Raw genomic sequence first — 19,225 nt, forward strand, 5'->3', positions numbered from 1 at the left:
GTCCGGGCCGGCCGGCGGGTGGCCCCCCCGCGTTTCGGGGGACCCCCCCGGGCCCCTGTCCGGCGGGATCCGCCCCGGCGGGGCCCCCGGGGGGGGGACCGGCCGTTCGCGTCGGTGGTGGGTCAGTCCAGGTCGCCGGCGTCCGGACGGCGGAACGGTCCGGACGCCGGCTCCGCCCGCCGGTTCCGCGGCGAGGGGTCGGCCGGGCGCCGCGGCTCGGGCAGGTCACCGGGGACGACGCGCGGTGCGGGCACGTCACCCGCGGTGTCGGACAGCCAGACGACGTCCTCGCGGGCGGCGGCCCAGCCGACCGCGGGGGTGGCCGGGTCCTCGACGGCGGGCTGCTCGCTGGTCGCCGTGCTCCAGGTGCGCGCGGCGGCGTCCATGGCGGCGGCCAGCTGCTCGAGGCCGGGGAGGTCGGCCAGCTCGGCGAGCCGGGCCCGCAGGTCGTCGTCGGCGCCGCGGGCGACGGGCCCGAGGTCGACCGAGCGGCGGTCCTCCTCGCCGCGGTCGGCCGAGCGGCGCTCACCGTGCCGTCCCTCGGTCGCCGGCTCCTCGAGCGGCTGCGCCGGGGGCAGGTCCGGGACCGCGCGCAGCCCACCGGTGCCGGCCGCGCCGTGGCGCGGGGCCCGGAAGCCGCCGGTGGCCGGGGCCGGGAAGCCGCCGGTGGCCGGGGCCGGGAAGCCGCCGGTGGCCGGTGCGCCGAACTCGCCGGTGGGCGGCGCGGTGAACTCGTCGGTGGCCGGCGCGGTGAACCCGCCGGTGGCCGGGGCGGCGAACCGGTCGGTCGACGGCGCCGAGTGGTCGACCTGGGGCGCCGCGAACCGGTCGGTGCTGGGACCGACCGCCTCGGCGGCGGCGTGGTCGGCGGTCTGGTCGTCGGCCGGCCAGCCGGTGTCGACGGTCCGGCTGACGCCCTCGGCCCGCGGGGGCACCGGCGGCAGGTCCAGCGCGGAGAGGTCGTGCGGGGCCGGCGGCTCCTCCAGGTCCCGCGCCGGCAGGGGCGCGGGACGGCCGAAGGCGTAGCCCTGCGCCATGGCGCAGCCGTGCTCGAGCAGCCAGCGGGCCTGCTCGCCGTCCTCGATGCCCTCGGCGATGACCTGCAGGCCCATGCCCTGCCCGAGCTGGAGCAGCCCCTGCACGAGCGCGGCGGTGGCCGGCTCGGTGACGACGTCGGCGACGAACGACCGGTCGATCTTCACCGTGTGGATGGGCAGCCGGTGCAGCGCGCTGATCGCGGAGTAGCCGGTGCCGAAGTCGTCGAGCGCGAGCGTGACGCCGGCCTCGGTGACCTCGTCGATGGCCTGCAGCGTCGCGTCGGCGGCGAACAGCGCCGTCGACTCGGTGATCTCCAGCTCCAGCCGGTCGGGAGCCAGCCCCGACTGGGTCAACGCGTCCTCGACCAGCTCGCTGAAGCCGGGCTCGGCCAGGTGCCGGGCGGAGATGTTCACGTGCACCCGCAGGTGCTCGTCCCAGCCCGCGGCGTCCCAGCAGGCCTGGTGCAGCACCCAGGCACCCAGCCGGGAGGTGAGCCGGTTGTCCTCGGCCGCGGCCAGGAAGGCGGCCGGCGGGAGCAGCCCGCGGGTGGGGTGCTGCCAGCGGATGAGGGCCTCGTAGCCGAGCAGCCGCTCGTCGGAGAGCGCGACGATCGGTTGGTAGAACAGCCGGAGCTCGCCGGCCTCGAGGGCGTGCCGCAGGTCGTTCTCCAGCTGCAGCTGGTCGACGTAGCCCTCGCCGAGCGCGTCGTCGTGGACCTCGATCCGGCCGCGGCCACCGCTGGCCTTGGCCCGGGCGAGCGCGCTGTGTGCCTGCCGGAGCAGGGCCTCGGGCGCGATGTCGCTGCCCAGGGTGATGCCGACGCTGGCGGACAGGGTGATCTCCCGGTCCTCGACGACGAACGGCTCGTCGAGCACCGCGAGCAGGCGGTCGGCCAGGGTGCGCAGGGCGTCGAGGTCCTCGACGTCCTCGGCGAGCACGAGGAACTCGTCGGCGCCGAAGCGGACCGCGGTGTCCTCCGCCCGGGTGCACCAGCGCAGCCGGTCGGCCACCTGGCAGAGCAGCTGGTCGCCGCCCTCGTGGCCCAGGGAGTCGTTGACCGCGGTGAACCGGTCGAGGTCCAGGTGCAGCAGCCCGACGGGGGTGCCGCGCCGGCGGGAGACGACCAGCGCGTGGGCCAGCCGGTCGGCCAGCGCGCGGCGGTTGGGCAGCCCGGTGAGCGGGTCGACCAGGGCGCGCTGCACCAGGTCGTCCTCGGCGCGGCGGCGGTCGGTGACGTCGACCATCGCGACGACGACGAACTGCACGGTGCCGTCGGGGTGGTGCACGGTCTCCTGGGTCTGCTCGACCCAGACCGTCTCGCCGTCGGCGCGCAGCAGCGGCCGCTCGCCCTCGACCTGCAGCTGCGGGTCCAGCAGCGGGGCGCCGGGGGCGGGCTCGGCGGCCCGGTCGGCGAGCGGGACGTCGTCCGGGTGGGCGAGCACGTCGAGGTGCGCACCGACCAGCTGGTCGTAGCTCCACCCGGTGAGCGTGCACAGCGCCGGGTTGACCACGAGCAGGGTGCCGTCGGGGTCGACGACGGCCTTGGCGATCGGCGCGGCGAGGAAGAGGGCGCGGACGAGCTGGCCGCGGTCGGCCAGCAGCAGGTCCGCGGCGCGCAGCCGCGCCCGGGTGGCGCCGGTCGGCCCGGCGGGGCCGGGTCCGGGCGCGCCGGGCCCGGGCGTCTGGGGTGCGGAGGTCGTCACCTGGACAGCCTGACCCATGGACAGCCACGAGCCGGGGAACTCGGCGTGTGATGCCGTGGTCGTGCCGTCACACAGGGTCACTCCTGTCCGTCGGTCCTCAGCCGGGCACGGACACCCGCCGGGCGAACGGACCGCCGGCGGCGGGGTCGGCGCGGGTCTGCCAGTTCCCCGGCCGGATCCCGGGGGTCGTCGGTACGCCGTCGGCGGGTGGGGCAACTACGGTTTCCCCACCCACCTGCGCCAGCCCGCGCCCGGGGGACGCAGATCGGAGAGTGGATCGTGGCTCGGCGGGACCTGATCGTGGTCGGTGCGTCGGCGGGCGGGGTGGAGGCGCTGCGCGGGCTGCTGGGCAGCCTCCCCGCCGGGCTGCCGGCGGCCGTCCTCGTCGTGCTGCACATGCCTGCCTCGTCGCCGAGCGCGTTGCCGGCCATCCTGGACCGGGCGTCCGCTTTGCCCGTCCGGCAGGCCCAGGACGGCGACGCACTCGAGCCGGGGACCGTGCTGGTGGCCGTGCCCGACCGCCACCTCATGGTGGTCGACGGCCACGTCGCGCTGTCCCGCGGCCCGCGCGAGAACGGCCACCGGCCCGCGGTCGACGTGCTGTTCCGTTCGGCGGCCCGGGCCCGGGGTGCCCGCACGGTGGGCGTCGTGCTGTCCGGTGCGCTGGACGACGGCACGGCGGGGACGATCGCGGTCCGCAGCCGCGGCGGGCTCGTCGTCGTCCAGGACCCCGACGACGCCGTGTACCCCAGCATGCCGCGGCACGCGCTGGAGGTCGGCGGTGCCGAGCACGCCGTACCGGTCGCCGCGATGGGCGAGCTGCTCGCCCACCTGCTCGAGGAGCCGGTCGACCCCGCGGTCGGTCCACCGGCGACCGCGCTGATGGAGACGGAGACGGCGATGGCGGACTTCGACGCGACGGCGCTCAACGCCGACGACCGCCCCGGCACGCCGTCCGGCTTCGGCTGCCCGTCCTGCCACGGCGCGCTGTTCTCCCTGTCGGAGGGGGGCCTGGAGCGGTACCGGTGCCGGGTGGGGCACGCCTGGTCGCCGGAGTCGCTGCTGGCCGAGCAGGCGCAAGCACTGGAGAGCGCGCTCTGGACGGCGTTGCGCGGGCTGGAGGAGCGGGCGGCGCTGAGCCGCCGGATGGGGGAGCGCGCTGACCGGAACGGGCACGCGCTGACCGCGCGCACCTTCTTCGCCCGGCACGACGAGTCCCACCGGGCAGCGCTGGTGATCCGCCACCTGCTGCAGGACGGCGACGCCGAGCACGGCCCGGTGAGCAGCCCGGTCGGTGACCGGCTCGGGGACCCGGTTACCGACCGCGACGAGGAACGGGACGGTGAGCTCGGATGAGCAAGGACGACGGGCACCCCGTGGACCCCGGCAGCGCTCTCGACCCGGACCTCGACGGCACCGAGCTCGACGGGGCGGAGGCGGCCGGCCGGGACCCGGACTTCGAGGACCTGCTGGTCTTCCTCCGGGAACGGCGCGCGTTCGACTTCACCGGCTACAAGCGGCCCAGCCTGGTGCGCCGGGTACGGCGGCGGATGACCGACATCGGCATCACGTCGGTCGCCGCCTACCAGGACTTCCTCGAGGTGCACCCCGAGGAGTTCACCCCGCTGTTCAACACCATCCTCATCAACGTCACGAGCTTCTTCCGCGACCGCGCATCCTGGGACCACCTCCGGGAGCGGCTGCTCCCGGAGCTGCTGGCGACCAGCGGACCGGTCATCCGCATCTGGAGCGCCGGGTGCGCGTCCGGGCAGGAGGCGTACAGCCTGGCGATCCTGCTGGCCGACGCGCTGGGCACCGAGCAGTTCCGGGCACGGGTGAAGATCTACGCGACCGACGTCGACGAGGAGGCCCTCGCGCAGGCGCGGGCGGCAGTGTTCACCGAGCGCGAGATGACCGGGCTGACCGCCGAGCAGGTCGAGGCGTACTTCACCCCCGAGGGCTCCCGCTGGGCGTTCCGCAAGGACCTGCGCCGCACGGTCATCTTCGGCCGCAACGACCTGGTGCAGGACGCCCCGATCTCGCACGTCGACCTGCTGCTGTGCCGCAACACGCTGATGTACTTCACCGCCGAGACGCAGGACCGGATCCTCGGCCGGCTGCACTTCGCGCTGAACCCGGACGGGCTGCTCTTCCTGGGCAAGGCGGAGATGTTGCTGTCGCACGGGCAGCTGTTCACCCCCGTCGACCTGACCCGGAGGTTCTTCCGCAAGCGGTCGGCCGGGCGGCCGACCGACCGCCGGCAGGGGCCGGAGCTCGCGCGCGACCTTGCGGAGGGCTCCGGCGGCGACCTGGCCCGGCTCCGCCGCGAGGCCATGCTGTCGGCCCCGGCCGCGCAGCTCGCGCTGGACGCCGACGGCCGGCTGGCCATGGTCAACCACCAGGCGGCGCGCACGTTCGGGGTCGACCAGCGCGACGTCGGTCGGCCGTTCCAGGACCTGGAGCTCTCCTACCGCCCGGTCGAGCTGCGCGGCACGATCAGCGAGGCCCAGGCGGCCCGCCGGCCGCTGTGGGTCCGCGGGGTGGAGCGGCGCCGGCCGGCGCAGGAGTCCGCGGTGTTCGACGTCCAGGTCGTCCCGCTCTACCGCGAGGACGGCGCCCTGCTGGGCACCACGATCATCTTCGAGGACGTCACCCGGTACCAGTCGCTGCAGGGCGAGCTGGAGTTCGCCAACCGGCAGCTGGAGACCGCCTACGAGGAGCTCCAGTCGACCAACGAGGAGCTGGAGACCACCAACGAGGAGCTCCAGTCGACCGTCGAGGAGCTGGAGACCACCAACGAGGAGCTCCAGTCCACCAACGAGGAGCTGGAGACGATGAACGAGGAGCTCCAGTCGATCAACGACGAGCTCCACTCCACCAACGAGGAGCAGCGCGGCAGCAGCGAGCGGCTGTCGGCGCTCAACACCTTCATGACCAGCGTGCTCGGCAGCCTGCAGAACGGGGTCGTCGTCGTCGACCGCGAGCTGCGGGTGCAGGTGTGGAACTCCGCAGCCGAGGAGCTGTGGGGCCTGCGCAACGACGAGGTGCGCGGTCAGTACCTGCTGAACCTCGACATCGGGCTGCCGGTCTCCCAGCTGCACCCGCTGCTGCGCCGCCAGGTGTCCGGCGACGGGCCGCCGTTCGAGGCCCTCGACCTCGAGGCGGTCAACCGGCGGGGCCGGCCGGTGAACGTGCGCGTCACCGTCAGCGCCTTCAGCGGCCCCGACGCCGACGGCACTGAGGACGTCGGCGGCGCGGTGGTCGTGATGGACGCCGCCAGGAGCTGACCTGCGGGCGCCCCGGACCGGTCAGCCGCGCAGCGCGCCGAGCACCGAGTCCCGGTCTCCGGCGACGATCAGCTGGGCGAGGTCGCGCACCTTGACGTTGAGCCGGGAGCTGAGCGCGACCAGTCGGCGGAAGGCCTCCTCCGCGTCGACGTCCAGCTGCAGCATCACCATGCCCTTGGCCTGGTCGATCACCGCGCGGGAGTCCAGCGCCCGGTGCAGGTGCCCGGTGAGCTCGTGCAGCGACTCCCGCTCGGCGACCATCTGCAGCACCCCCGCGACGGCGGCGACCACCAGCTCGGCGATCCGCCGGTCCGACGGGCCGAAGGCATGCCGCCGGTCGGCGTACAGGCTGACCAGCGCGGTGCTGTTCCCGTCGGTCCGCGCAGGCAGCACCAGCGTGCTGCGCACCTCGCCCCGGTCGGCGAGCTTGGCCAGCACCGGCCAGCGCTCGTCGGCGCCGATGTCCGGGCTGAGCACGACCTGACCGGTGTCGTGGGCGTCGAACGCCGGGCCCTCCTCCGCCCGCAGCTGCAGCCCGTCGAACGCCTGCGCCTGGGCGGAGTCGCTGCCGACGCCGTCCGGGCTGCCCGGTGGACCGACCGTGACGCTGACCCAGGAGGCCGCGGGCACCGCGCCGCCGACCAGGGTGGCCATCCGACCGAGCAGCTGGTGCCGGTCCACCGTCGCCACCGGCAGCGCGGACAGCTGGGCCAGCGCCTCGGCCAGCTTTTCCGAGTGCGCAGGCAGCAGTCCGGGCTCGCCGCCGGTCGCCCGGCGCGGCACCAGGACCCACTGGACCCTGGCGGTGGCCGGGTCGTGGTCGACGGTCTCGGGGAAGCCGAACAGCTCCGCCTCGGCCGGCGCCCCACCGCGCGGCCGGAGGGTCACGGCGCCGCGGTGCTCCGGGCGTTCACCGCTGGCCAGAGCCCGAAGCTGGTGGCGGAAGTCGGCGGTGTCCGCGGGGGCGAGGTACACCGCCAGGGGCTTGCCGGTCAGCCGGTGCAGACCCACCCTGAGCGTGGCTGCGAGCGCCGGGTTGGCGTCGACGAGCTTGCCGTTGCCGTCGGTGAGGCACAGCCCCACGGGCAGCAGTGCGGACAGGCGGCTGCGCCAGCGGTGCTCCGCCTCGAACCGCGCCAGCAGCCGCTCCGCGTCCTGCTGCTGCGAGCGCAGGGTCTCCTCGACGACCTGCAGCTCCTCCCGGGTGACCTCGACGTCGGCCAGCTGGGCGATCAGCTCGTCGACGCGCAGATCGTCACGGGGGGCGGCCGGCGGCTCAGTCACGGTCGTCGACGGGTTCGGCCGCCGCCTCCGCGCGGTCCTCCTCCGCCTCCCGGCGGTCCTGCTCCGCGGCCTCGCGGTGCCGGTCCGCCCGCCGCTGGTGGTCGGCCGGGTCACCCAGGCCGCGCGCCGCGGCGTCGTCGTGCGCCTGGGCCGCCCGGTCGTGGGCCGCGGCGGCGCGCTCGTGCCCCGCGACGGCCCGCTCGTGCGCGTCGCGTGCCTTGGCCACCGCCTGGCGGGCGTGCTCCTGCGAGGCGGCGACGTCCACGGCGCGCGGGGCATCACCCGCCGCCAGGCGCTGGATCCGCTCCGACAGCTCCGCCGTCCGGTGCGCGACCTCGTCGGCGCGGTCGGCCGCCCGGTGACCGGCGTCCTGGTGGTCGGCGCCCATGTCCCCCCCTGCCCGGCCGCCTGCGGGGCCGCCGGGGTGGTCAGTCTCCCACGGTCACGCCCGGGGAGAAGGCCACGTACCCAGCGAAGTCCCGTCCCACCCGTTCGACCGCCGAGGGCTTGAGGTCGGGGTAGCTCCAGGCGCCGTCCCTCGTCGTGCCGGACGGGGTCACCACGTCCCAGTACTGGGCCGCGCCCTTCCACGGGCAGGTGTAGGGCGTGGGGCTCTCGGTGAGCGCGCCCGGCACGATCGCGGACGGCGGGAAGTACCAGTTGCCCTCGATCCGGACCAGCTCGGACTCCGGTGCCTCGGCGATGACGGTGCCGTCGACGGTCGCGCGCATGTCGTTCCCTCCGGTGGTCGGCCGCCGGGTGCGGCCGCTGTAGCGGGCAACACCGTCGGGTGCCCGGAGCATCCCGACGGGAACACCGGACGCCGGGGGAGCGCTGGAGGCGGCGTGGACAAGAAGATCGGCTTTCTGAACTTCGGGCACTGGCAGCCCATCCCGGGGTCGCTGGTGCGCACCGGCGCGGACGCGCTGCTGCAGACGGTCGAGCTGGCGGAGGCCGCCGAGGAGCTGGGCGTCGACGGCGCCTACGTGCGGGTGCACCACTTCGCCCGCCAGCTGGCCTCGCCGTTCCCGCTGCTGTCGGCGATCGCGGCGCGCACCCGGCGGATCGAGATCGGCACCGGCGTCATCGACATGCGGTACGAGAACCCGCTGTACATGGCGGAGGAGGCGGCCGCCGCCGACCTGATCAGCGCCGGCCGGCTGCAGCTCGGCGTGAGCCGGGGGTCACCGGAGACGGCGCTGCGCGGCTCGGAGAGCTTCGGCTACGTGCCGGCCGAGGGCAGCGACGACGCCGAGCTGGCCCGGCAGAAGACCGACCTCTTCCTCGCCGCGATCGACGGCGCGGCCGTCGTCGACGCCGACCCGCGGATGGTCGGCGGCAACGCGCGGCTCGCCGTCCAGCCGCAGTCGCCAGGGCTGCGCGACCGCATCTGGTGGGGGTCGGGCACCCGGGCCACCGCCGAGTGGACCGCGCACCAGGGGATGAACCTGATGAGCTCCACCCTGCTCTCCGAGGACACCGGGGTGCCGTTCGACGAGCTTCAGGCCGAGCAGATCGCGCGGTTCCGCGCCGCCTGGGCGGACGCCGGCTGGCCGCGCGAGCCGCGGGTCTCGGTGAGCCGCTCGGTCATGCCGATCACCAGCGACGTCGACCGGCAGTACTTCGGCGACGAGCGCCGCAGCACCGACCAGGTCGGCGTCCTGGAGGGCGTGCGGGCCCGGTTCGGCAGGAGCTACGCCGGCGAGCCCGACGAGCTGGCCGAGGCCCTGGCCAAGGACGTCGCCGTGCGTGAGGCGGACACCCTGCTGCTGACCATCCCGAACATGCTGGGCGTGGAGTACAACGCCCGGCTGCTGCAGACGCTGACCGAGCACGTCCTGCCGGCGATCGGCTGGGTGCACCCTGACCGGCGCTGACCTGTGCCCGCGGGTCGGCCGCCCGGCTGGCGGCTGACCCGCGCGTCCTCCATGATCCCGGCGTGGATCTTGGTCGTCGGGCGAAGCCGGAGCGTTCGGACGGCGAGCGCTGGGCGGACGCCGAGGCGACGCTCGACCGCTACCCGCTCGCGGACGCCGACGACTGGCGCGTCAGCGCGCGGAAGGCCGACCGCTGGCTCGCCGTGGCGCTGCCGTTCGCGGCCGGAGCCGTCGCGGTGTGGGCGGCGGGCGTGCGCGCCGACGGCGATCCCACGACCGGCTGGAAGGCCGCGGCGGTCGTGCTGACCGTCGCGGGTTTCGTGGTCCAGTTCGCCGGCATCCGGGCCTCGTGGCTGTACAGCCGCCGGGAGAAGCCGCTCGCGGTGCTGGCCCGGCGCCAGCGGCGCGAGCTGCGCGACCAGGTCCGGGGTCGGGTACCGCTCCGGTCGGAGCACCTCCGGCTCGTCCGCTGGCAGGCCGAGCAGCAGGCGCTGGCGACGGCGACGCTGGTGCAGAGCCTCGGCTGCCTCGTCTGGCTGCTCGCCCAGGGCGCCATCGACGACGACGTCTGGCTGCGGGTGCTGCGCGGCGCATGCGTCCTGGTGATGCTGGGGGCCGGCGGGTGCACCCTGCTGGTGACGCGCCGGGCCCGGCGGTTCCTCTCGGGCCTCCCGCAGCCCGCCACCGCGTGACTCAGTCGGCCGGGCCGGTGGCCAGGGTGACGGTGGCGGAGTGCGCGGCGCCGGTGGTGTCGGTCCAGGAGACGGTCACCCGGTCGCCGGGGTCGTGGGCGGCGAGCGCCGTCGACAGGTCCTCGGCGTTCGTGATCACCGTTCCACCGACCGCGGTGACCACGTCGCCGGCGGTCAGGCCCGCACCGTCGGCCGGGCCACCGGGGACCACTCCCGCGATGGTGGCGCCGTCCCGCACGGAGACCCCGAGGAACGCCGGCTGGCCCTGGTGCACCGTGCCGTCGTCGACGCCGTCCTCGATCTGCCCGGCGACGTCGAGGGCCGTCGCGATCGGGATCGCGTAGGACTGCACCGGGCCGCCGCTGGACGCCGCGGTGTCCATGCCGACGACCTCGCCCTCGGCGTCGAACAGCGGGCCGCCGGAGTCGCCGGCCTGCACGTCCGCGTTCGTCTCGATCAGCCCGGTGAGCTGCTCGGCGTCCGAGCCGCCCTCGCCGGTGGCGGTGATCGACCGGTCGAGCGCGGTGACCGTGCCGTCGGCCGCGCTGGTGGAGTCCGGGTCGCCGCCGGCGTTGCCGACCGCGGTGACCGCATCGCCGACCGCCACCCCGTCGTCGTCGACGTCGACCGTGTCCAGCCCGGAGGCGCCGGTGAGCTGGAGGACGGCGACGTCGGCGGTGGGCGCGGTGCCGACGACGGCCGCCTCGTAGCTGCGGCCGGTGCTCAGCACGGTCACGGTGATGCTGGTGGCGCCCTCGACGACGTGGTTGTTGGTCAGGACCTCGCCGTCGGAGGTGAGCACCATGCCGGTACCGGCCGACTGCGCGTCCTGGTACCCGAGGGTGGCGGTAATGTCGACGACGCCGACCACCTGGTCGGCGGTGGCGGTGCCGGCCGGGGTGCTGCTGGTCGTACCGCTGCCGCCCTGACCGGGCCAGCCGGAGCCGAGGCCCCCGCGGCCGAGCACCACCGGCTCGGAGTACGCGGCCGGCTGCTGGGCGAGGGTGCCGGCCGACGTCCCGCCGGTGTGCACGCCGACGACGACGCCGGTGGCCAGCCCCAGCGCGCCCAGGGCGCCCGCGGCGAGGCCCAGCTTCGTGCGGCGGTGCGGGACGGCGGTGGCGGGCGGGGTCTCGTTCTCGGTCACGTCCCCAGGAGACGCCGCCCTGCCCAGGGCTCCCTGTGCGCCGGTGGTGAGTTCCCTGCACGCGCTGGGAGGAGCATGGGAGCAGCGCCGGTCACCAGGTCAGCGGCGGTGTCGGCGGGACGCCGGCGAGCACCTCCTCGGCGCGCATCCGGATCGCGGTGTCCCGGGCGGAGTTGGTCAGCACGTAGAAGCGCCCCGTGCGGACGGCGTCGACGACGAGCCCGGCCACCTCCGCCGGCTCGCGGGGCGGCGCGGACCGGGCGTGCAGGTCGCCGCGGGCGGCCTGCGTGGCGGCGCCGGTGTCCTCGGCCGCGCCGGCCCACGCGGGGCGGTTGCGGGAGGAGGAGTCGAAGTTGCTGCGCACCGCGCTGGGGCACAGCACCGAGACCCCCACCGGGGCGCCCGCCTCGCGGAGCTGGAAGTGCAGCGACTCCGACAGCGCGACGACCGCGTGCTTGGACGCCCCGTAGGCGCCCAGCGAGCCGGCGAACAGCCCGAACACCGAGCTGACGTTCACCACGTGACCGGCGCCCTGCTCCAGCAGCACCGGCACGAACGAGCGGACGCCGTGCACCACGCCCCACAGGTTCACCCCGAACACCCACTGCAGGTCGCCCAGCGGCACCTCCCACAGCGGCTCCTGCGAGCCGCCGACCCCGGCGTTGTTGACCACCAGGTGCACCGCGCCGAACGCCTGCAGCGCGGCATCGCGGAGCGCCTCGACGGAGGCGGCGTCGGCCACGTCGGTGACCACCGGCAGCACCTCCGCGCCCTGCTCGCGCAGCCCGGCGGCCGCGGCGGCGAGCGCCGGCTCCTCGACGTCGGCCAGCACCACCCGCATGCCCTCGGCGGCGCACCGCTGCGCCAGCCCCAGCCCGATGCCGCTGGCCGCGCCGGTGACGACCGCCACCCGGCCGGGCGCGACGACTCCCTCGCTCATCTCCTGGTCCCCTTCCCGTCCAGCAGCCGCCGGTCGACGTCGGCCACGCTCGTGCACCCGGTGAGCGCCATCGCCCGGTCCAGCTCGGCGCGCAGCAGCTCCAGCACCTTCTCCACGCCGGCCTGCCCGCCGGCGGCCAGCCCGTACAGGTACGGGCGGCCGATGAGCACCGCGGTCGCGCCCAGCGCGAGGGCCTTGAGGACGTCGGTTCCGCGGCGCACGCCGCCGTCCAGCAGCACCGGCACCCTTCCCCCGGCGGCCGCGACCACCTCCGGCAGCGCCTCGACCGTCGCGCGGACTCCGTCCAGCTGGCGCCCGCCGTGGTTGGACACCACCAGGCCGTCGATGCCCTCGGCGAGCAGCCGGTCGCACTGCTCACCGTCGAGCACGCCCTTGACCAGCAGCGGACCGGGCCAGAGCGCGCGCACCCGGGCGAGGTCGGCCCAGGTGACCGGGCTGGGAGACGCGCGGATCTGCTCCACGGTGGCCCGCACCGGCAGCCGCCGGCCGGCGCCGGGCAGGCCGCCGCGGGCCTGGTCCAGCGCCCACCGCGGGTGGGTGGCGGTGCCGACCGCCAGCCGGGCGCCGACGCGCAGCGGCAGGCTGAACCCGTTGCGCCGGTCGCGCTCGCGGCCGCCGAACACCGGGGTGTCGACGGTGAGCACCAGCGCGCGGTAGCCGGCGTCGGCGACCCGCTGCACCATCGGCGCCGTCCGCGAGCGGTCCTCGGGCAGGTAGAGCTGGTACCAGGCCCGGCCGCCGGCGGCGGCCGCGACGTCCTCGAGCGCGTAGCTGGTGACGGTGCTCTGCACGTGCACGGTGCCGACCGCTGCGGCGGCCGCGGCGACGGCGAGCTCCGCGTGCCGGTGCGCGACCCGGCCGCCGCCGGTCGGCGCCAGCAGCACCGGCAGGGACACCGGCTGGCCGAGCACCTCGGTGGCGGTGCTGCGGGTGGTCACGTCGACCAGCGGTCGCGGCCGCAGCAGCAGCTCCTGAAAGGCCGCCTCGTTGCGCCGCAACGTCAGCTCGTCGTCCGCGCCGCCGTCGATGGTGTCGAACACGGCGGCGGGCAGCCGGCGGCGGGCGACGGCCCGCACCTCGGCGAGGTTCACCGCCCGGCTCAGTCGCACCGCGCCATGCAACCGCGCAGGTCCGGTGGCTGTCCCGGGTCGCCGGGCGGGCTGCGGCTACGTCAGATGTCACGGGACGCCGGCGGGGGTGCGGCCGCATGCTGCGGGGATGGCCCTCGCGGAGCTGGTGCGCTCGCTGCCCGACGGCGTCGTGGTCACCGAGCCGGAACTGACCGGGAAGTACCGGCACGACTGGACCCGACGGCCGGACGCGGGCACCCCGCTGGCGGTGGTCCGCGCGGAGACGGCGGCGCACGTGCAGACGGCGCTGCGCTGGGCGTCGGCGCACCGGGTGCCGGTGGTGCCGCGCGGCGCGGGCACCTCGCTGGCCGGCGGCGCGACGGCGGTCGAGGGCGGCCTGGTGGTGACCACCGAGCGGATGACCGCGGTCGAGGTCGACCCGGTGACCCGGGTCGCGGTGGCCGAGCCGGGCGCGCTCAACAGCGCGGTCAAGGACGCCGCCGCCGCGGCCGGGCTCTGGTACCCGCCCGACCCCGGCTCGTTCCGCATCTCCTCGATCGGCGGCAACGTCGCGACCAACGCCGGTGGCATCTGCTGCGTCAAGTACGGCGTGACCGCCGACTACGTGCTGGGGCTGGACGTGGTGCTGCCCGACGGCCGGCTGGTCACCCTCGGCGGCCGCACGCTCAAGGACGTCGCCGGCCTGCCGCTGCTGGCGCTGTTCGTCGGCAGCGAGGGGACGCTCGGCATCGTCACCCGCGCGGTGCTGCGGCTGGTGGCGCCGCAGCCGCCCGCCGCGACCGTGGTGGCCACCTTCGACAGCCCCGCGGACGCCGGCCGGGCGGTGGTGGCGATCGCCGCGCGGGTGCGCCCGTCGATGGTCGAGCTGATGGACGCCGGGGCGGTCGGCGCGGTCGAGGACGTGGCCCCGATGGGCCTGGACCGGACCGCCGGGGCGCTGCTGATCGTGCAGTCCGACGCTCCCGGTGCCGCGCGCACCGAGGAGATGGCGGTGGTCGCGGAGTGCTGCGAGGCGGCCGGCGCCCGCGACGTGTTCGCCACCGACGACCCGGCCGAGGGCGAGCTGTTCCTGGAGGCGCGGCGGGCGTGCGGACCGGCGATCGACGCCCGCGGCGCACTGCTCGCCGAGGACGTCTGCGTGCCGGTCGACCGGCTGCCGGAGGTGCTCGCGCAGGTGCAGGCGGTGGCGGCCGAGTTCGACGTGGAGATCCCGACCTTCGCGCACGCCGGCGACGGCAACGTGCACCCGGCGATCGTCTACCCGCCCGGCGACGAGGCCGCCCGGGTGCGGGCCCACCAGGCGTTCGACGCGCTGCTCCGGGTGGCGCTCGCCGCCGGCGGCACGATCACCGGTGAGCACGGGGTCGGCCGGGCCAAGCGGCACGTGCTGCCCGAGCAGCTCGGCCCGGACGTGATGGACCTCGGCCGCCGGGTGCGGCAGGCGGTCGACCCGCTGGGGATCATGAACCCCGGCGTGCTGTGGTGACCCTCATCCGGCGGTGGCCCGCTCCAGCCGGCTCGCCGCAGCGCGGAGCACGCCGGGCACGAGCCGGCGGTGTACGGCGGACGCCGGGCGCCAGACGGCGCGACCGGGCGGCCGGTCGAACCGCAGGCAGGTCGTCCAGGTCACCTGGCCGCGGGCGGTCTGCACCAGCATGTCGGCGCTGAGGGCCCACGACGCGGTCTCCAGCCGGATCCAGTCGTCGCCGTGCCCGCCGATGCGCCACCCGGCGACCGTGGCCGGCGATCGACCGCGGGCGAGGCGGAAGCCGAGCACACCGCGCCAGATCAGCTGCTCGGCGGGGCTCGGCACGTCGCCGAACATCGCCCGGGCCCACTGCTCGGGCGTCGCGGCGGCGGCGGTGGCCAGGGTGAACCGGTCGGCGTAGTCGATCCGGTCCAGGGAGCTCAGCGCGCGGACCGGGCCGGGGACCTCCCGGGTCACCCGGTCGGTGGGGAGCAAGGCGAGGGCCATGGGACGTGCCTCCTGGTGTGTACGGTGCCGTACGTGAGCACCGTAGCCGATGTGTACGGCGCCGTACATGAACTGGGGAGCCCGATGTGGGTGTGACCCGGACCCCGCGCGAGCGGTGGGTCGAGGAGGGCCTGCGGGCGCTGGCCGCGGGAGGTCCGGACGCCGTCCGGATCGAGGTGCTGGCCGCGGCGCTCGGCGTGACCAAGGGCGGCTTCTACGGTGCCTTCGCCAACCGCGACGCCCTGCTCGAGGCGGTGCTCGACACCTGGGAGCGGGAGAGCACCGACGAGGTGCTCGCCCAGGTGGAGCGCGCGGGCGGGGATGCCCGCAGCCGGATCTGGCGGGCCGGGACGCTGACCTTCTCCAGCGACCGGCTGCTCCCGATCGACCTCGCGGTGCGCGACTGGGCCCGGCGCGACGAGGCGGTGGCCGCGCGCCTGCGGCGGGTGGACGGCCGGCGGATGGCGTTGCTCCGCGAGCTGATCGGGTCCCTCTGCAGCGACCCCGACGAGGTCGAGGCGCGCAGCCTGCTCGCGTTCTGCCTGGCGATCGGAGAGCACTTCCTCGCTGTCGACGCGGGTGACCGGCCCCGGGCGCAGGTGCTCGCCCGCGCCGGCGACCTGCTGTTCGGCGGACCCGCCGGCCCCGGTTCGTAGACGGCGACGCAGCGCGCCCCGTGAGGCGTCCGGGCGTGGGACCGTGGCCCCACCCAGACGATGGAGGACGGCATGAGCGTCGGACGACTGGCGGCACGGCTCCTGATCGGCGGCCTGTTCATCGGGCACGGGACCCAGAAGCTCTTCGGGTGGTTCGGCGGTCCCGGTCGCGCCGGGACCGAGGGGATGATGGAGTCCCTGCAGATGCGACCGGCGAAGGTGCACGCCGTCCTCGCCGGGACGACGGAGACCGCCGGCGGGGCGCTGCTCGCGGCCGGGCTCGCGACGCCGCTGGCCTCGGCCGCGCTCACCGGCGTGATGACGACGGCGATCCAGAAGGTGCACCGGCCGAACGGGCCGTGGGTGGCCAACGGCGGCTGGGAGTACAACGCCGTCCTCATCGGTGCGGTGACCGCGCTGACCGAGACCGGGCCCGGGGACCTGTCGCTGGACCGGGCGCTCGGCATCGAGCGGAGCGGTCCGGCCTGGGCGCTGGGCGCGCTGGCCACCGGCATCGGCACCGCGCTGCTGACCATCGAGCTGGGCCGCCGCGGTGCGCCGGCCACCCCGGCGGTGGCCGACCCGGGCGCGGCCGAGGCGGTCGACGCGGCCCACGGCGACACCGCCGGCGACCCGACGACGTCCGGCGCCTGACCTCGCTCGGAGCGCGCCCGGCAGGGATCGAACCTGCGACCAAGTGCTTAGAAGGCACCTGCTCTATCCGCTGAGCTACGGGCGCTCGGTCCGGCGCCGGGAGCCCGTAGCCGCACCGCGCGTGGGCCGTCCGGCCCGGCGCAGGCACATCGTGCCATCCGCCACAGCCCCAGGACAGCGATCTCCGGTGGCGGGTGGGTCGGCCGGGTGACGGCGCCGCCGATGACGGGGCCGATCGGCCCGGGTCCCAGGCCACGTGCCAGTGGGTGCGCACCCCCGTGCCCGGCGTGCGGAGGCGGCCGGCGACGCGCGCAGCGGTGGTGGAGCACGTGGACGGCGGAGGCGCTCCCCGCCGTCCACATCCGGGTGGTCGGTCCACAGATCGCCCGGTGGTCCGCGGCGCGGGGCTCCGGACGGCGACGGTGTGGTCAGCCGGCACCGCGCCGGTCGCGCCGCCCCCGGCGCCTGCCTCACCTCGAGGAGCACCGTGAACGAGACCACCGTCACCGTCATCGGCAACGTCGCCGACGCGCCCCGGCTGAACCGGGTCGGCGACACCGTCGTGACCAACTTCCGGATGGCGTCCACCGCCCGGCGGTTCGACCCGCAGGCCAACCAGTTCGTCGACGGCTCGACCTACTGGGTGGACGTCGCATGCTGGGGCGAGCTCGGCGGCAACGTCTCCCGCAGCATCAGCAAGGGTGACCCGGTCATCGTGCGCGGTGTGCTGGCCACCGAGCAGTGGGAGTCGGAGAACGGCCGCCGGTACACCGACCGCATCAAGGCGATCGCGGTCGGGCTGAACCTGGCCCGCGGTCACGCGACGTTCGTCAAGCAGACCCGCGCGGCGTCACCGGGGGCCGCACCGGGAGCCGTCGACGGCCCGGTCGACCCGTTCGCCGACCGCCCGACGGACTACGACGGGGGTGCCGTGACGTTGGAAGATGTGCACGCCGATGCACGCACCGATGCGGGCGACCTGGAGTCGTCGCTGACGTGAGCCTCCCGGGCTGGGAGGATCGGCGCCGAGAACGCAGGGGGCGGGGCCGGACGACGGTGCTCACCGGCCGTCCCGCCCCGTCCCCGCTCGCTGACGGAAGGCTCGACACCCCAAGTGGCCCAGTACATCTACTCGATGGTCCGTGCGCGCAAGGCGCACGGCGACAAGGTGATCCTCGACGACGTCACCCTGGCGTTCCTGCCCGGCGCCAAGATCGGCGTCGTCGGCCCGAACGGCGCCGGCAAGTCGACGGTCCTGAAGATCATGGCCGGGCTGGAGACCGCCTCCAACGGCGACACCGTGCTCGCCCCCGGCGCGACCGTCGGCATCCTGCAGCAGGAGCCGCCGCTGAACGAGGACCTCGACGTGCGCGGCAACGTCGAGGAGGCGGTCAAGGAGCTCCGCGCGGCGCTGACCCGCTTCGAGGAGGTCAGCGCGGCGATGGGTGAGCCCGACGCCGACTTCGACGCCCTCCTCGCCGAGCAGGGCGAGCTCATGGAGGTCATCGAGAACAACGACGGCTGGGAGCTCGACAACCGCATCGAGCAGGCCATGGACGCGCTGCGCTGCCCGCCCGGCGACGCCGACGTGAAGGTGCTCTCCGGTGGTGAGCGCCGCCGCGTCGCGCTGTGCAAGCTGCTGCTCGAGGCGCCCGACCTGCTGCTGCTCGACGAGCCCACCAACCACCTGGACGCCGAGAGCGTCGCGTGGCTGGAGCAGCACCTCGAGAAGTACGCCGGCACCGTCATCGCCGTCACCCACGACCGGTACTTCCTGGACAACGTGGCGCAGTGGATCCTCGAGCTCGACCGCGGCCGGGCCTACCCCTACGAGGGCAACTACTCCACCTACCTGGAGACCAAGGCCGCCCGCCTCAAGGTCGAGGGCGCCAAGGACGCCAAGCGCGCCAAGCGCCTGGCCGACGAGCTGGAGTGGGTGCGCTCCGGCGCCAAGGCCCGCCAGGCCAAGAGCAAGGCCCGTCTCGCCCGGTACGAGGAGATGGCCGCCGAGGCCGACAAGTTCCGGAAGCTGGACTTCGAGGAGATCCAGATCCCGCCGGGCCCGCGGCTGGGCAGCGTGGTCATCGAGACCAACAAGCTCACCAAGGGCTTCGGTGACCGGCTGCTGATCGACGAGCTGTCGTTCACGCTGCCGCGCAACGGCATCGTCGGCGTCGTCGGCCCCAACGGAGTCGGCAAGACCACGCTGTTCAAGATGCTGGTCGACCAGGACGAGCCGGACGACGGCGAGATCAAGGTCGGCGAGACCGTCAAGATCAGCTACGTCGAGCAGAGCCGCAGCGGCATCGACCCGAACAAGTCGCTGTGGGAGGTCGTCTCCGACGGCCTCGACCACATCCAGGTCGGCAACGTCGAGATGCCCTCGCGGGCCTACGTCTCGGCGTTCGGGTTCAAGGGCCCGGACCAGCAGAAGAAGGCCGGCGTCCTGTCCGGCGGTGAGCGCAACCGGCTGAACCTGGCGCTCACCCTGAAGCAGGGCGGCAACCTCCTGCTGCTCGACGAGCCCACCAACGACCTGGACACCGAGACGCTCACCAGCCTGGAGAGCGCGCTGCTGGAGTTCCCCGGCTGCGCCGTGGTGGTCAGCCACGACCGGTGGTTCCTCGACCGCGTCGCGACCCACATCCTCGCGTACGAGGGCGACTCGAAGTGGTTCTGGTTCGAGGGCAACTTCGCCGACTACGAGAAGAACAAGGTCGAGCGGCTCGGCCTGGAGGCGGCCCGTCCGCACCGCGCCACGTACCGCAAGCTCACCCGCGACTGAGCAAAGACCCCTCCGCCCCCCACCGCTCGCACGCTCGCGGCGGGACCCTGCGAAGGGGCCGACCGACGGCCGGTC

Annotated in this window: 17 protein-coding genes and 1 tRNA gene; 9 read left to right on the forward strand and 9 right to left on the reverse strand. The window is 75.3% G+C overall.

Going from position 1 to position 19,225, the window contains the following annotated elements; genetic code table 11:
• Window positions 1–122: 122 nt before the first annotated feature.
• Window positions 123–2,741, reverse strand: coding sequence for an EAL domain-containing protein (locus AB0J00_RS10410; protein WP_357743784.1), 2,619 nt, complete (start codon window positions 2,739–2,741; stop codon window positions 123–125).
• Window positions 2,742–3,020: 279 nt separating this feature from the next.
• Between AB0J00_RS10410 and AB0J00_RS10415 the strand changes: the two genes are divergently transcribed.
• Together AB0J00_RS10415 and AB0J00_RS10420 are read left to right on the forward strand one after the other, a co-directional pair.
• The gene (locus AB0J00_RS10415) at window positions 3,021–4,097 is read left to right on the forward strand and encodes a chemotaxis protein CheB (RefSeq protein ID WP_357743786.1); all 1,077 of its coding nucleotides are present in this window, start codon (window positions 3,021–3,023) and stop codon (window positions 4,095–4,097) included.
• Complete coding sequence (locus AB0J00_RS10420) at window positions 4,094–6,028, forward strand: CheR family methyltransferase (protein WP_357743788.1); 1,935 nt, start codon at window positions 4,094–4,096, stop codon at window positions 6,026–6,028. The genes AB0J00_RS10415 and AB0J00_RS10420 overlap by 4 nt, the downstream gene beginning before the upstream one ends.
• A 21-nt stretch (window positions 6,029–6,049) precedes the next feature.
• Here AB0J00_RS10420 and AB0J00_RS10425 read toward each other — a convergent pair whose 3' ends face one another.
• From AB0J00_RS10425 to AB0J00_RS10435, 3 genes are read right to left on the reverse strand one after another with little or no spacing between them, the layout of a single operon-like run.
• Entirely contained in the window at window positions 6,050–7,312 is a 1,263-nt protein-coding gene (locus tag AB0J00_RS10425) for an ANTAR domain-containing protein (protein WP_357743790.1), read from the reverse strand.
• Window positions 7,305–7,700 (reverse strand): hypothetical protein, encoded by a 396-nt coding sequence (locus AB0J00_RS10430; protein WP_357743792.1) that lies wholly within the window; start codon window positions 7,698–7,700, stop codon window positions 7,305–7,307. The genes AB0J00_RS10425 and AB0J00_RS10430 overlap by 8 nt, the downstream gene beginning before the upstream one ends.
• 40 nt (window positions 7,701–7,740) lie before the next feature.
• On the reverse strand, window positions 7,741–8,043 hold the full coding sequence (locus tag AB0J00_RS10435; RefSeq protein ID WP_357743794.1) for a DUF427 domain-containing protein: 303 nt from the start codon (window positions 8,041–8,043) through the stop codon (window positions 7,741–7,743).
• A 114-nt stretch (window positions 8,044–8,157) separates the two neighbouring features.
• Here AB0J00_RS10435 and AB0J00_RS10440 point away from each other — a divergent pair, with 114 nt between their 5' ends.
• Together AB0J00_RS10440 and AB0J00_RS10445 are read left to right on the forward strand one after the other, a co-directional pair.
• Entirely contained in the window at window positions 8,158–9,189 is a 1,032-nt protein-coding gene (locus tag AB0J00_RS10440) for an LLM class flavin-dependent oxidoreductase (protein WP_357743796.1), read from the forward strand.
• Window positions 9,190–9,251: 62 nt separating this feature from the next.
• Window positions 9,252–9,881 carry a hypothetical protein gene (locus AB0J00_RS10445; protein ID WP_357743797.1) on the forward strand — a complete coding sequence of 210 codons (630 nt, stop codon included), beginning with the start codon at window positions 9,252–9,254 and terminating at the stop codon, window positions 9,879–9,881.
• Between the two features lies 1 nt (window position 9,882).
• Here AB0J00_RS10445 and AB0J00_RS10450 read toward each other — a convergent pair whose 3' ends face one another.
• From AB0J00_RS10450 to AB0J00_RS10460, 3 genes are all read right to left on the reverse strand, one after another.
• Window positions 9,883–11,028, reverse strand: coding sequence for a trypsin-like peptidase domain-containing protein (locus AB0J00_RS10450; RefSeq protein ID WP_357743799.1), 1,146 nt, complete (start codon window positions 11,026–11,028; stop codon window positions 9,883–9,885).
• A 91-nt stretch (window positions 11,029–11,119) separates the two neighbouring features.
• A complete protein-coding gene (locus AB0J00_RS10455; protein WP_357743801.1) occupies window positions 11,120–11,968 on the reverse strand; it encodes an SDR family NAD(P)-dependent oxidoreductase in 849 nt (282 codons plus the stop codon).
• Window positions 11,965–13,098 (reverse strand): alpha-hydroxy acid oxidase, encoded by a 1,134-nt coding sequence (locus AB0J00_RS10460; RefSeq protein WP_357743803.1) that lies wholly within the window; start codon window positions 13,096–13,098, stop codon window positions 11,965–11,967. The genes AB0J00_RS10455 and AB0J00_RS10460 overlap by 4 nt, the downstream gene beginning before the upstream one ends.
• A 109-nt stretch (window positions 13,099–13,207) precedes the next feature.
• Between AB0J00_RS10460 and AB0J00_RS10465 the strand changes: the two genes are divergently transcribed.
• Window positions 13,208–14,566 carry an FAD-linked oxidase C-terminal domain-containing protein gene (locus AB0J00_RS10465; protein WP_357743805.1) on the forward strand — a complete coding sequence of 453 codons (1,359 nt, stop codon included), beginning with the start codon at window positions 13,208–13,210 and terminating at the stop codon, window positions 14,564–14,566.
• Between the two features lie 3 nt (window positions 14,567–14,569).
• Here the strand turns inward: AB0J00_RS10465 and AB0J00_RS10470 are convergent, their stop codons facing one another.
• The gene (locus tag AB0J00_RS10470) at window positions 14,570–15,055 is read right to left on the reverse strand and encodes a hypothetical protein (RefSeq protein ID WP_357743807.1); all 486 of its coding nucleotides are present in this window, start codon (window positions 15,053–15,055) and stop codon (window positions 14,570–14,572) included.
• Between the two features lie 92 nt (window positions 15,056–15,147).
• Between AB0J00_RS10470 and AB0J00_RS10475 the strand changes: the two genes are divergently transcribed.
• Together AB0J00_RS10475 and AB0J00_RS10480 are read left to right on the forward strand one after the other, a co-directional pair.
• On the forward strand, window positions 15,148–15,711 hold the full coding sequence (locus AB0J00_RS10475) for a TetR/AcrR family transcriptional regulator (protein WP_357743809.1): 564 nt from the start codon (window positions 15,148–15,150) through the stop codon (window positions 15,709–15,711).
• A gap of 72 nt (window positions 15,712–15,783) precedes the next feature.
• Window positions 15,784–16,365, forward strand: coding sequence for a DoxX family protein (locus tag AB0J00_RS10480; RefSeq protein WP_357743811.1), 582 nt, complete (start codon window positions 15,784–15,786; stop codon window positions 16,363–16,365).
• Between the two features lie 12 nt (window positions 16,366–16,377).
• Here the strand turns inward: AB0J00_RS10480 and AB0J00_RS10485 are convergent.
• A tRNA-Arg gene (locus tag AB0J00_RS10485) sits at window positions 16,378–16,450 on the reverse strand.
• Window positions 16,451–16,852: 402 nt separating this feature from the next.
• Here AB0J00_RS10485 and AB0J00_RS10490 point away from each other — a divergent pair.
• Entirely contained in the window at window positions 16,853–17,365 is a 513-nt protein-coding gene (locus AB0J00_RS10490; protein ID WP_357743813.1) for a single-stranded DNA-binding protein, read from the forward strand.
• A 114-nt stretch (window positions 17,366–17,479) separates the two neighbouring features.
• Window positions 17,480–19,150, forward strand: a complete 1,671-nt coding sequence (ettA, locus tag AB0J00_RS10495) for an energy-dependent translational throttle protein EttA (protein ID WP_357743815.1) — start codon at window positions 17,480–17,482, stop codon at window positions 19,148–19,150.
• The last annotated feature ends 75 nt before the right edge of the window (window positions 19,151–19,225 follow it).

This window comes from Modestobacter sp. NPDC049651 (assembly GCF_040659695.1).
In the GTDB taxonomy this organism is placed as follows: Bacteria; Actinomycetota; Actinomycetes; order Mycobacteriales; family Geodermatophilaceae; genus Modestobacter.